The organism is Scytonema sp. UIC 10036 (assembly GCF_009725235.1).
The window spans coordinates 40,781-56,095 of the sequence record NZ_WJFC01000006.1; the positions used below are offsets into that span (position 1 = coordinate 40,781).

At 46.1% G+C, this 15,315-nt stretch carries 1 protein-coding gene; it reads left to right on the top strand.

Going from position 1 to position 15,315, the window contains the following annotated elements:
- The first annotated feature begins 19 nt into the window (after positions 1-19).
- Positions 20-15,259 carry an SDR family NAD(P)-dependent oxidoreductase gene (locus F7734_RS04815; RefSeq protein WP_155743627.1) on the top strand — a complete coding sequence of 5,080 codons (15,240 nt, stop codon included), beginning with the start codon at positions 20-22 and terminating at the stop codon, positions 15,257-15,259.
- Positions 15,260-15,315 lie beyond the last annotated feature (56 nt).

Consider the following 15,315-nt stretch of genomic DNA (forward strand, 5'->3'; position numbering starts at 1 on the left):
GCATATAAGGAGAAAGAGCGTGGGTGAAGAACTGATTGTAGTTTCGGCTAGAACAGAAGAACAACTGAGGGTTTATCTCAAGACTTTAAGAGATTATTTGTTGTCTCAAACTTCGGTCTCTTTGGCTGATATTGCTTTCACCTTGCAGAGAGGTAGAGAGAGCCTTGACGAGCGATTTGCGGTAGTCGTAAAAACCCAATCAGAACTTTTAGATCTGCTCGCTCTTTACCTGGAGTCAGGGGTGACTTCTTCCATTTTTAGAGGAGGAAAGAAAGAATCTCGGGAGCGCTTAAAAGTGAACCCTGAGGAACAAAAACAGCTATACAGAAATAAAGATTTGCGGATAGCGGCAGCCTGGTGGACACAACATATTGATGTTGATTGGGAACAACTGAATAAACATCCGAATGCCAGACGCATTTCCCTGCCAACTTATCCATTTGAACGAAAGCGTTGTTGGGTAGATAGTGAAACCTTATCTCAACCCGATAAACCAATGGAAACAGGAGAATTGGTCGCCAATTTTTATAATAAAATGACTCCTTATATGAAGGAGTTATTAGGGACAGAAGATTCCCATTTAATCTTTTCTCCTCTAGCGGAAAAAATAGAAGGGTTTTCCTGGTTATTGATTTATAACGAACCAGAAAAACATCCCGAATATGCGGCGATTATAGCTTCCAAACAAAAAGAAGCAAAACGGATTCTTTATCATGGAGTCGATTTTTCCAAAGTCCACAACGTCATGGATATTGGATGTGGCTTTGCGACAGATTTAATAGATTTGTCCTTGGCTTATCCGCATATAATCGGCGACGGTTTTACGATCGCATCCAACCAAGCAGAAGAGGGGGCTAACCGAGTCCGCAACAAAGGCTTGGACAATCGCCTGCGTATTTTCTGTAAAGACAGTAGCAAAGACCCCTTTCCAGGTTTTTATGACCTGTTTATTGGCTTTGAAGTTTTCCCCCATATCGAACACAAACAAAAAACCTTTGAAAATATTTATCGACATCTCAACCAGGACGGTCGTATTCTGTTGGCAGATTGTGTCGCCAATACGGTGACCGAAATCAATATGCCTCAATTGGCGATGTTTACCAGCACCGCCCCCCAGTACAGTAAAATTCTCAGCGATGTGGGGCTGAAACTTATCGAGTGTGTAGACATCAGCGTTGAAATTTCCAATTTCCTCGACGATCCTCAATTTGAAAGTAATTTTGCTTATTTGTGTTCCGTTAATCCTGTTATTAAACAATTTGAACAAGAATACCGTGGCTGGTATAGCTTTGGGCAAGGAATAAAGAAAAAAGTTTTACGTTATCTTCTCTTAACTATCGGAAAGGCGGCTCCTAACGAAACTACGAAGGAGTTGCTCGAATTCAACCAGCGTCAATTCGATTATCCCGTGTTTTATAAAGAGGCAAGCGATCGCCTCCCGGACGCACAGAGGAAACCAATTGCACTACAGCCTGCCCTTTTACAGACTCCTCCCTTAGAAGAAGAGAGCCCCATTACAACTGCACCCGATGGAATCGATCGCAAGTCTCTTGAGAAGAAACTGGTGGAGATAACCAGCCGAGAGATGGAAATGAAACCGGAGGAGATCGATGTCACGGCTCGATTTGCCGATTACGGAGTGGGCTCCTTGCAGGGTGTGTTACTCATAGACGCCATCAACCGGGAGTTTGACCTGAAATTAAAAATTCAAGCCATCTATGATTATTCAAGCATCACAGACCTCAGCCAGTTGATTGTCGATCGCTATGGTAAAACACTGAAAACCACTCTCCTGAAAAGCGCTCCCCCGAATAAAGTTGCAGAGAAAATCCCATCCCAAGTCGCGGCGAAGCCTCCTGAAAGCGCTCCCCCGAATAAAGTTGCAGCAAAAATCCCCGCCCAAGTCGCGGCGAAGCCTCCCGAAGCAAAAAACACAACAGATATTGCCGTGATTGGGATGTCCGGACGTTTTCCGGGCGCAGATAACCTATCGGAGTTCTGGGAAAATCTCCGACAAGGTGTAGATTCTATCACAGAGGTTCCCCCAAGTCGTTGGGACTTGCAAAAATATTATGACCCCGATCCGCAGAAACCAAATTGCAGCTATAGCAAATGGGGTGGATTCCTTCGGGATGTTGATAAATTCGATCCCCTGTTTTTTAACCTTTCGCCCGTGGAAGCGGAGGTGATGGACCCACAACAACGTCTTTTTCTGGAAACCTGTTGGCATACCCTCGAAGATGCTGGGTATGTGGGGCAGCGGCTAAATAGCGTGAAATGTGGCGTATTTGCAGGGGTTATTTATAACGATTATAAAGCGCTTCTATACAAACACGGTCAAATCAAGAGTCTCGGGCAAGTCATGCTGGGCAATGCCAACTCGATTCTTGCCTCTCGCGTTGCCTACTTTTTAAACTTGAGAGGACCGGTCATGACCGTAGACACCGCATGTTCTTCCTCTTTGATGGCGGTTCACTTGGCTTGCAAAAGTCTCCGCGACGGAGAAGCGGATATCATGCTAGCCGGTGGCGTGACACTTTACCTGTCGGAACAACTTTATGTTGAAATGAGTAAGGCAGGGATGGTTTCGCCGACAGGTAAGTGCAGGGCTTTTGATAACGATGCTGATGGGATTGTTGTCGGCGAGGCTGTTGCTGTGGTCGCCCTGAAACGTTTGGATCGGGCTATAGCAGATGGAGATACAATCTACGGAGTTATCAAGGGAACGGGTACCAATCAGGATGGAAAGACCAACGGAATTACCGCTCCCAGTGGCAAGTCCCAATCAGAATTGGAATTGGCGGTCTACCAACAGTACGGTATTCACCCTGAAAGTATTTCCTATGTTGAAGCCCACGGAACGGGTACTAAGTTAGGCGATCCTATCGAAGTGGAGGCGCTGACAGAGGCATTCCGTACTTATACCGCGAAAAAGCAGTACTGTGCCCTTGCCTCGGTTAAGAGTAATATCGGACACACCTCTGCGCCTGCGGGGGTGGTGAGTTTGATTAAAGTGCTCCTTTCGTTACGTCACAAAATGATTCCTCCCACTCTTTATGTGGAAAAGGAGAATACCCATAATGATTTTGCTGAAAGCCCCTTCTATGTAAACAAAACTTTGCGTGATTGGCAGCCGAATTTCCCTTATCCTAGGAGAGCAGCAATCAATTCCTTTGGGTTTAGCGGATCGAATTGTCATATCGTTGTTGAAGAATATCAAGAGGAGTTGGCTCCTAGTTCCCCTTCTTGGAGAAAGGGAGAACCCGTACTTATTGTCCTATCCGCTAGGAACAAAGAGCGGCTCAAAGAAATGGCGGAAAATTTCTGCCATTATCTTGATGATGCAAATAATGTAGACCTATCGCGTTTAGCCTACACGCTTCAGATCGGGCGGCTGGCTATGGAAGAACGCCTGTCTTTCGTTGTGTCCAGTCATGAAGAATTCAGAGAAAAGTTGCGGGGCTATATTGAAGGTCGCGAGAACCAAGCCCATGTTTATCGCGGAACTATAAAAGCAGAGGTCGTCTCGTCCTTATCAGGAGAAGAAATCCAAAAAGACTCTCTGTCTTCACTTGACAAATTGGCAAAATTGTGGGTAGAGGGAGTGAAGTTCGATTGGTTGGCGCTGTACCCTGATTCGACTCCCAAAATCATGTCTTTGCCCACCTACCCCTTCGCGAGAGAACGGTACTGGATTCCGGGAGAGTTGCACACTCCGGGGGAAGAAGCAACGGCTACTAGGGAGGAAAAAACCCAAGACAAAGGGGAGAAAGACAACCCATCCGGCGATCGCGAAACTTCAAAAAATTTAGAGAATTTTCGTCAAGAAATTGAGAGTTATCTAAAAGAGATTCTGTCAAAAGCCCTCAAAATTCCTGTAGGCAAAATTCAAGCCTCAGCGCCTTTTGAAAGATACGGAATTGATTCGGTTGCGATTTTAAGCTTAAATCAGGAATTGGAATCCCATTTCGGGGAATTGCCTAAAACCCTATTCTTTGAGCGACAAAATCTGTCCGAGCTAACTGAATATTTTATCGAACACCATCAAACCCTATTGCTCAAGAATTGGGAAAAGGTAGCGACTGAAGAAAAATCGAATACCGGAGCGAGAGCCGTCAACAGTTCCGATTCTGCCACAAAAAAGCTGGATGTCGATCTGCAGCCAACATCTGCGGTTAAAGCTGTTAGCAGCAAACAGCCTGACCAACAATGCCAGGAAATTGCGATTATAGGCATCAGCGGTCGCTATCCACAGGCAGACGACTTGGAAACCTTTTGGGAAAACCTGAAGACAGGAAAAAACTGTGTTACCGAAATCCCTCGGGAACGTTGGGATTACCGTCAGTATTATGACCCAGAGAAGAATAAAAGAGGAAAAAGCTATTGTAAGTGGGGAGGGTTCATCAACAATGTCGATCGCTTCGACCCCCTGTTTTTTAACATAGCTCCCAAAGAAGCCCAAATTATGGATCCACAGGAACGCCTGTTTTTACAGGTAGCCTGGGAAACCATCGAAGATAGCAGCTATACGAGGGCTAAACTTCAAACAGAAAAAGTCGGCGTTTTTGTTGGAGCGCTTTACCTGGAATACCAGTTGCTGGGAGTCGAAGAAACCGCCAAGGGTAAGCCGATGTTCCTCGGTTACTCTCTCTCCTCCATTGCTAACCGGGTATCCTACTTCTTTAACTTTAGCGGCCCAAGTCTGGCTGTAGATACCATGTGCTCTTCCTCCCTAACTGCTATCCATCTCGCATGCGAATCCATCAAACGCGGGGACTGTGATTTAGCTTTGGCTGGCGGAGTTAATTTATCTCTTCACCCAAATAAATATCTGCAATTGGGTCAAAATGGATTTGCTGCCAGTGACGGACGTTGTCGTAGCTTTGGTGAGGGAGGCGATGGTTACGTACCGGGGGAAGGCATAGGGGCAATTCTGCTGAAGCCATTAGATAAGGCAATCAGGGATGAAGACCATATTTATGCCGTTATTAAAGGAAGTTCCCTCAATCACGGAGGCAAGACTAACGGCTACACCGTGCCCAATCCCAACGCGCAGGGTGCGTTGATTAAGGAGGTTCTGGAAAAAGCAAATGTCAACGCCCGCACTATTAGTTATATAGAGGCACACGGTACCGGCACGGAGTTAGGCGATCCTATTGAAATTTCTGGTTTAGTACAAGCTTACCAACAAGACACTAAGGAGACACAATTTTGCAGCATCGGTTCTGCAAAGGCTAATATCGGTCATTTGGAAGCCGCTGCCGGTATAGCAGCCGTGAGCAAGGTCGTTCTACAGCTGAAACACAAACAACTCCCACCCTCAATCCACTCAGAAACCGTAAATCCGAACATCCGTTTTGAGCAGTCTCCCTTTTATCTACAGCAGCAACTCGAAACATGGGAAAGGCCAGTTATTAAGGAAGGGGATAGTGAAAAGACTTATCCTCTCAGAGCAGGTATTAGTTCCTTTGGAGCGGGTGGGGCAAACGCACACCTCATCTTGGAGGAATATATAGAAAGGAGAAACAACGAAAAGCAAAGCGCGGAGATAAACGGGCAGCCCGTCTTGATTCTCTTGTCTGCGAAGAATGAAAATTCCCTGAAGGAATACGCTAGGAAGCTTGCTGAGTTCATCCCTGTTTCCGCCGCCGCCGATGTTCATCCGTCGCTGCAGAGCATTGCCTATACTTTACAAGTGGGTCGTGAGGCGATGGAGGAACGATTAGCCTTGATTGCATCCAGTCTGGAAGAACTTCGGGAAAAATTGTTGCAGTATTACCAAGGATTGGCAGAGAGGGAACACTGTTACCGAGGTAGCGTGCAAACCACAGACACAGAGATTGAAACACTCCTTCAAGGAGAAATCGGAGAAACTTTTGTCCGGCAATTGCTCCACGGTCAAGAGCTAGGTAAATTAGCTGCACTGTGGACTAAAGGTGTAAGCATTGATTGGCAGCTCCTGTACGGCGAATCTCAGCCACAACGTTCTTCTTTGCCAACTTATCCCTTCGCTCAGAAACGCTATTGGATTCCTGAAGTGGGGATATCTCAAGACACAAAATCCCAGATCGTTTCCTCTCATCCTTTACTAGATGGATTTGATGTTCGAGAGAGTGCAGGCGTTGGAGCCGTATTTCACAAGACTTTGTCCGATACGGATTGGATTGTGAGCGACCATCAAGTGAAAAATCAGCCCGTTCTCCCAGGGGTGGGAATTCTTGAAATTGCGATCGCAGCTTTTTCCTCGGTTCGACCAAATGAACAATACGATATTGCCAAAGTTCTCTGGCTACAGCCCGTGATTATACCCGAAGAAGGAAAAAAAATCAATATCGTCATTACCCAAAAGGACAAAGAGTTCGGTTTTGAAATTCGTTGCGGAGATACTATCCACGCCCAAGGTGAGTTCGTTTTGGTTAAGGAAAAAGAGGTTACTCAAGAACCACCACTTTCCATAGAAGATATCAAAACACGTTGCTCCCGCAGGACAATAGACAAACCAACTCATTACACCATTTGCCGGGAAAAGGGTGTTGATTATGGAATTCAGTTCCAAGGGCTCGAACAAATCTGGGGAAACGATGAAGAAGCCATCGGTTTGCTTCAGTTACCGACTGCTTGCGAAAGCGACTTTAAACGATACGAACTGCATCCCACTATAGTAGATAGCGCTCTCCAGGTCATCGGTGGTCTTTTCGACCCTCTTCAAACAAGAAGCGGACAACCGATGCTACCTTATGCTGTCGAGAAGGTGGAGCGGATTCGCCCGTTACCACCCCGTGGTTATGCATATGTCAAAAATCTGGGCAAATCGCGGTATAATGTAATACTTACAGATGAACGGGGTCAGGTGTGCCTCAAGCTGAGTGACGTTGTCCTAAGAAAACTCAAAGACCCCTTAGCTGAATTTTTCTATGCCCCTAGTTGGACGCTGCAAGAAAACGATCGCCCTTCCCTGCCAACCTCAACCGAAGAAAGCTGTTTGTTGGTGTATCCCCTGTCTTGTTTGCCTTTGGCAGATGCTCTTGCCAGTGCCCACAGCAGTCATAAATGTTTTCGGGTTCAATTGGGCTTAGGGTCTGGAAGACTGGGGGAAAACCTTTGGGAGGTAAAAGCCGACGATCCGCTTGCCTGGAATAACTGCATCCCCGCTTTAATAGAAAAGGTCGGATCGTCTCCTCTCACCATCTACTTTTTGAGTGGGAACCAAACAAAATGGGGTGATGACGATCTTGAAATTCTCGAACAAAGCCAGCAACAGGGCACAATATCACTCTTTCGACTCTTTAAAGGAATTACTTCGCACAACTTTACCGCTCGTCTGCGCTTGAAAGTACTCACAAACCGAGTGTATCAAATAAAACCGGAAGAAGCGCTCGATCCTTGCACTGCCAGCTTACAGGGTTTTACCTCTTCCCTGGCTAGAGAATACCCCCAACTGGAAGTGAGTTGCTTGGATATCGACCTTGACGATTTTGCAGTTGCGGTAACAGAGGAAACACGACGGTTGTGGGTAGCCCCTATCTTGACCGAACCACCTCATCCTCAAGGTGAAGCCGTAGCGTTGCGTAGAGGAAGACGTTATGTACGCAAATTGCTTCCTATCAACTTGCCTTCCGTTCCAAAAATGCCTTTCCGCACAAAAGGTGTCTATTTCATTCTAGGAGGGGCAGGTGGTATCGGCTTAGAACTTTGTCGTTATCTCACGGAAACCGTCCAAGCCAAAGTTATTCTTGTGGGCAGAAGCGAATTAGACGCACAAAGGCAAGAAACAATCCGAACCATAGAATCTAAAGGTGGCGAGATCCTGTACTTAAAAGCCAATGCCACCGATTTGGATAGTATGAAAAAGGTGGTGACACAGGTTCGCGCCCGATACGGAAAGATTCATGGAGTTTTTCATTCGGCTATTATCTTAAAGGATAAGACCCTGGAAAACATGGATGAGCCCACTTTACGTATGGCTTTGGATATCAAAGTACGGGGCAGTGTTATCTTACATAAAGCCTTTGAGGGGGAATCTCTTGACTTTATGTTGTTCTTCTCATCGGCAATCTCCTTTTCGGGCAACGCAGGTCAAGCGAATTACACGGCAGGTTGTACCTTCAAAGATGCCTATGCTCACAGCCTAGCTAAGAAAGAAGATTTTCCTGTCAAGGTGATAAACTGGGGTTACTGGGGAACTGTAGGAATTGTCGCCTCCGAGGACTTTAACAAAAAGCTGGCTGCTGCCGGTCTCTACTCGATTCAACCAGAACAGGGGATGGAGTCGATTACCAGAGTTCTGTCCCATCCGTTGAATCAGGTGATGCCCATAAACGCGAATGAAAAATTTCTCACAGGGATTAATGTTGACTTCAGCCAAGAGTTATCCTTCTCTCCGGAAGAAACTCCTCCTACCCTAAATACCCTTATAGACCGCACCCTAGGGGGATTTAACGAATCGGAAAAAACTAAGCAGTGTTTTGTTGAGATCGATCGCCTGGGGTTACACCTCACCCTGCTGTGTTTTCATAAGGCAGGGGTATTCCGAAATGCTTATGAGGAATACGACAAACAACAGATGAGAACAAGGTTATCCGTTATACCTGACTATTGGCGTCTATTCGATGAATTACTGAACATTCTCTCTCGTGCCGGATGGATTTGGATTCAAGGACAAAAAGTTGTGTCTACCACCGCAGTGGAGAGTGCTTCGGTGCGGGAAGCAATTAAACGTGTTGAAGAAGAAAAGAATCAATTGCTTTCCTCTTACCCTGAAATGAAAACTCATATCAACCTGGTATGGGTTTGTATGCATTCCTGTTTGGACGTACTTCGTGGGGAAATCGCCGGGACAGACGTTATGTTTCCGAATTCCTCAATGGAGAGGGTTGAGGGTATTTACAAAGGGAACGCCCAGGTAGACCATTACAACCGATGTGTAGCACGTAACGTCGCTGCCTATGTTCGTCACCATATTCCAAAGTTAGGCAAAAACGGAAAAATCAAGATTCTTGAAGTGGGTGCAGGAACCGGCTCTACAAGTACTATGGTTTTTGATGCGGTGCGGGGATACGGCGAACATCTCTCTTATGTCTATACCGATATTTCTCCGGGCTTGATTAATTATGGCAGGAAGACTTTTGAGGCAGACAATCCTTTTGTGGATTTCAAAATACTGGATGTCGAAAAGGATGTGGAAACTCAAGGTTACGAACTTTTCGATTTTGATATCGTTATTGCCACCAATGTATTCCATGCAACACGCAGAATAAATAATACCCTTCGTTATACCAAAGCCCTTCTCAAGACTAATGGCTGGCTTATCATTAATGAGGGGGTGAAAAATCTGGACTTCTTGACCTACACCTTCGGGTTACTGAAGGGCTGGTGGCTCTACGATGATGAAGAGGGACGGCTGCCCGGTGGTCCCACCCTCAGCTTAGCTATGTGGAGAGATGTTTTACATGCGGAAGGTTTCCGCTCTATTTTAAACCTCAACGAATCTTCTCAGGCGCGTTTGGATTTTGGGCAAGATGTCATTATTACAGAGAGTAACGGTATAATCAGACGCTATCGAAAGTCGGCAGAAACGACAACCGTAACAAAAGCTAACCCGGTGAAGTCGCGATCGCCATTAATTCGGCAGGCTAAACCTGAAAGAGTACGAAAAGAAACGGATCTCAAAACCTATATTGAGGAGAAGATTGCCGAAAACCTTGTCCAAGCATTAGACGTGAGCCAGGAAGAGATCAATATCAAAAAACCACTCTCCGATTACGGGGTAGATTCTATTACCGGGGTAGATCTCATCAACAGGATTAATAAAACTCTTAAACTTCAGCTAAGAACGACAGCACTCTTCGATCACGCCAATATAGAAGGTTTTTCCAATGCCATTCTCGATGAATACGGCGAACAGATTAAGGCATTGTTAGAATTTGAACACTCAGATCCCCCGGAATATTTGGAACAATCAGCTCCCGTAGAATCTCCAGAAACCATGGAATCTGGGAAAAGTGTGGAATACTCGAAACATTCAGAAGTCTCAATGTCTGTGTCCCATAACACCTGGGAGACTGTTGATTCATTCGAGGTCAATAACACGCAGGTAGAGAAAATTGAAGAGGAGGAGCGATCGCCTTCGCCATATCAGGCGGTTTTTGTGACAAAACCGGGTTCCCCTGAAGATTTAGAAATTCGTGCCATCCAACCCACCGCGCCCGGTGAGGGAGAAGTAGAAATCGAGGTCAGAGCTTTCTCTCTCAATTTTGCAGATGTGCTATGCGTGCGTGGGTTATACCCCAATATGCCGCCTTATCCATTTACGCCGGGAGCGGAAGTCTCCGGTGTGGTTTTGCGTACTGGGGCAAAGGTACGGCGTTTTCAACCTGGAGATGAAGCGATCGCTGTAATGGGGACATCTATGGGAGGGCACTCCGGGCTAGTCGTAGTCCGGGAAGAGAATGCAGTCAAAAAACCTTCCGGTTTAACCCACGAAGAGGCGTGTTCTTTCCCCGTAGCCTTTTTAACCATGAACCACGCCTTTAACTTAGCCAACGTGAAACCGGGTGAAAAGGTTCTCATTCAAACGGCTGCGGGGGGCGTAGGATTGATTGGGATTCAATTAGCCTTGTTGAAAGGAGCGGAGATTTATGCTACAGCTGGTTCCTCGGCAAAATTGGAATACTTGAAAAAGAAAGGCGTTCGCAATCTTATCAACTATCGTAAGGAGGATTTTGCCCAAAGAATTTTAGAGATGACCAACGGACAAGGTGTTGATGTAGTTTTTAATACCTTGTCAGATGAAGCAATCCAGAAGGGTTTAAATCTTCTTGCTCCCGGTGGACGCTATATCGAAATTGCTATGGCTGGGCTGAGGAATTCTCGGCAGCTTGACTTGTCCCACTTGGTAGATAATCAGACTTTCCAGTCCATTGACATGAGCAGATTGTATACCAAGCAGCCAAAACTTCTGACGGAACACTTAGCACTTATGGCACAAGCACTTGCGGAAAGAAAGATAGTGCCAACCTTAAGCCACAGTTTCTCCTTCGATGGCATTCGCGATGCCTATTACTGTCTGCAACAACGGGAAAACATTGGCAAAGTTGTTGTGACGGTTCCTCCCAAAACAAAGCAGTTTATTCCGCCAGCGCCTCCCAAACAAAAGCAGTCTGTTTCGGCGATCGCTGTCATAGGTATGTCCGGACGTTTTCCGGGAGCTTCCAATGTCGAGGGATTTTGGAATAACCTGGCTAACGGTAAAAATAGCATCACCGAAGTTCCTTCCGAGCGATGGGACATCAACGCATACTACGACTCGAATCCACAGCATCTCGATAAAACCTACTGCAAATGGGGAGGATTTTTAACCGATATCGATAAATTTGACGCGCTCTTTTTTAAACTGTCCGGCAGAGAAGCGGAACTCACCGATCCACAACAGCGGCTCTTTTTAGAAGAAGCATGGAAAGCCCTAGAAGATGCCGGTTATGCCAATGCATCCATCTCTAACACAAAATGTGGTGTTTTTGTTGGTGCAGACCCTGGCGATTATCGCATGAAAATGCGGGAAGCAGGAGTTCCGTATGAGCCCCAATCCTTTTGGGGGAATGCTGGTTCGCTGATTGCTGCACGCATTTCTTATTTCTTAAACCTCAAAGGACCGAGTATTACAGTTGACACCGCCTGTTCGTCATCGCTGGTGGCGATACACCTGGGTTGTCAGAGTATCCTTCAGGGTGAAAGCGATATGGCGATCGCTGGCGGTGTCTATATTGGTACAACCCCTCATTTCCATATTGTGGCCAGTAATGCGAGGATGCTGGCACCGGATGGAAAATGTAAAACATTTGATGATAGAGCGGATGGGTTTGTTCCTGGGGAAGGAGTCGGGGCTGTGGTCTTAAAGCCCCTTGAAGCGGCTCGCAAAGATGGCGACCATATCTATGGGGTCATCCTGGGGTCGGGCTGCAATCAAGATGGACGGACTTATGGTATCACTGCTCCTAGCGTTGCTTCCCAGTGTGAATTAGAACAAAGTGTATACCAGTATGCAAACCTCGACCCAGCTACAATCGGTTACGTTGAAGCACACGGTACGGGGACAAAATTGGGTGACCCTATCGAAATCGATGCTCTGACGAAAGCCTTTCGAGCTTACACTGATAAAAAACGCTACTGTGCTATAGGGTCGGTTAAAAGCAACATCGGTCATGCAGCTACAGCAGCTGGAATTATGGGTTTTATTAAGGTCTTGTTATGTTTGCAGCACCGCAAATTAGTGCCATCGTTGAATTTTGAAAAGAGCAACGAACATATTGATTTTGAGAACAGCCCCTTTTATGTCAATACGGAACTCAAGGATTGGTCTGTTGGGGAAGGAGAGATGAGGCGATCTGCTATTAGCAGTTTTGGCTTTAGCGGAACCAATGCACATATTGTGGTTGAAGAGTATGGAGCACAGGATGAAAAACAGTACGCAGGAACAACGGAAGAAGGAGCAGCTTTAATTCTCCTATCGGCAAAAAGTAAGGAGCGGCTCAAGGAAGTTGCCAAAAATCTCTATCGTTTTATGCTAGATGCACCATCCTATGCTCTTTCCGACATAGCATATACTCTACAGGTGGGACGCGAAGCGATGGAAAAACGGGTGGCTTTTATCGTAGATACGAAAGATGCTTTAAAGCAAAAATTGTCTGATTTTCTGGCAGACAAGACGAATGATGGGAATTTTTACTTGGGTGAGGTTAAGGAAGGAGAAGTGAAATCTTCTACGGTTTCTGCCGATGAGGTGTTGACTGCCCTGAACAATCGGGAACTGGAGAAACTTGCTCGGGCGTGGGTATCGGGTTTGACTCTGGATTGGACTCAATTACCGAGGGCGGTGAAACCCCAGCGAGTTCCTTTACCCACCTATCCTTTTTCTAAAGACCGTTACTGGTTTGATTCATCCGTTCCAGTGGAGGTTTCTCAACCCCGAAAAAGCTATGTTTTCAAAAAAGTCTTAAAATCCACAGAACCGCTTTTGGCGCAACACACTATTGATGGCAAACCTGTTTTTCCAGCTGTGGGTTTCCTAGACATGGTGTTGACTGGTTTAAACGAGATTGTGCCCAATAAAGTTGCCGTTTTACAAGATTTATTCTGGCTTACTCCACTTTATGTTCTTGATGAATGCCCCGTTCAACTGGTGGTGGAAGTAGAACAGAATACTTTTAAATACCGGGTCATCGGTGGTGAAACGGATGAAAACACGATTTATTGTCGTGGCAATGGCTATTGGACGCAGACTTTGGAACCACCCAAAGCGCTGGATATCAATCGCTTGAAAAGCACCATGCTCAAACAAGAGTTGCCGGAAGAACCATACCGATCGCTTGAAACAAACCAGGTTGTGGGAACTCTTTATCAAGGGGCGACAGAAGCTTGGGCTGGAGAAAGGGAAGCACTCATAGCCATTGATAGACCAGTTCCACAGAACGCCGAATACCTTTTCCATCCAGCAGCTTTTGTTGCAGCTTTGCTTGCCTGTCGTTGGATTGATTCCTCTCAACAAGGAGCCGGAATTCCCTTTTTCGTGCAAAAAGTAGAACGATGGGATGATGCGGAGCAACCAGCCTATGCCTATGTCGTGGAAGGAGCGCAGAAGGAACTCGACGTGCAAATTTTAGACCGATGGGGTCAGGTGGCGGTTCGTTACAGTGGTATTAAACTCAAAACCTTGAAGAAGGCAAGCTTGGAAAAACTGCTTTATGTTCCGGTTTGGCAGCGTTTGGCTCATGAGAATACAACTTCTCAGGAACGGCAGGCTGAGGGCACAAGCTTGCTAGTATACCATGAAGAAAACGCATCAGAGGCTCAAAGGCTGTTGAAAATTTATCGCCAGCAGAAACGTGAGATTCTCTCTGTTTGTTTTCCATACGCGGAGAGTCTTCAGTCCGATGACTTGGGAAATCAATTAAAGCAACTTACGTCGTCGGTGTGCAATGTTTGTTTTCTCGCGACTTCAAATGAAACATTCCTTCTATCCCAAAATGGTTTCCGGAAAACTGTTCGCGAGCCTTGGTACGTGATGGGTTTACTAGCTTTGGTGAGAAGATTGGAGCAGTTGGGTTATGCTGAGAAGCCCTTGCAATGGATATTGTTTACGAATGATGCCTATGCCTTGCACGAAGAAGACCGAATCGACCCCTATGCATCTGTCATCGTAGGATTGGCCACTTCTTTGGCTCAGGAACACGTTCACTGGCAGGTTAATCTCTACGATCGCCAAAATATATCGCCGTCTTCTGGAAGCACGGGGGATTCTCTGTTTCCTCCCTTGTTGGCGCAAAATGGCGATCGCCAAAGTTTAAATGTGGTTGTGGAACGAAACGGGAATGCTTACACCAGAAAACTGGAGCGGTTGGATTTACCTCGCCCAGTACGCAGTCGCCTACGCAACAAAGGAATTTACGTAGTAGCTGGCGGAGCGGGACACGTAGGTAGTCTCCTGACTCGATACCTGGTACAAACTTATCAGGCAGAGGTTATATGGGTGGGGAGACGGGAGCGGGATGAGCGGATAGACAAAAAAATAGAAGCGATCGCTGCGTTGGGTTCTCGCCCCCGATACATGACTTTGAAAAATTGGTCTGAGGAAGAAACCAGAGCGGTGTTTGATGAGATTAAAAAAGAAAAGAAAAACATTCACGGTGTATTTAACCTGGTGATGGTTCCTCAAGGCGTGCCCATAGGCAGTCTTAGTGAAGAGCAGTTCCGCGCTGGCTCGTTTGATGGCAAAGTGAAATCTGCTCTGGCTCTTTACTCCGTGCTCAAAAACGAACCGCTGGATTTTCTGGTGTTTTTCTCCTCCATGCAAAGTTTTGCTCAACGCTTAAAATTTATGTCAGCAAATATGAGTAGTTACATAGCGGGGTGTATGTTTCAAGATGCCTTTGCCCGTGAAATGAACAGGCAGGTGGCCTATCCCGTAAAAACTATAAACTGGGGTTATTGGTCGCACAAGCAACAAGCCGATTTCGAGAGTACACACGAACAGTACGAAGCTTATCTCAGAAAGAAAGGAATTTACAGCCTTAATGCTGAGGAAGGAATGGAATCTTTAGAACGAATATTGGCTCACGAATCAGAACAAGTGGTTGTGACTAAGGCATCGGATGAAATTTTGAAAAATTTGGGGGTTGCGCCGAGCGAAAATACTCTGATTGCTTCATTGCCAGATCGTTCTTCTATGCTAAACCGCTTATTGACCGAGGCTGACAAGTTTTAGACCCTCTCAGCCCATAAAGGGAGATAAGTAAAATGTCAAACAGCTCCACAAATCAC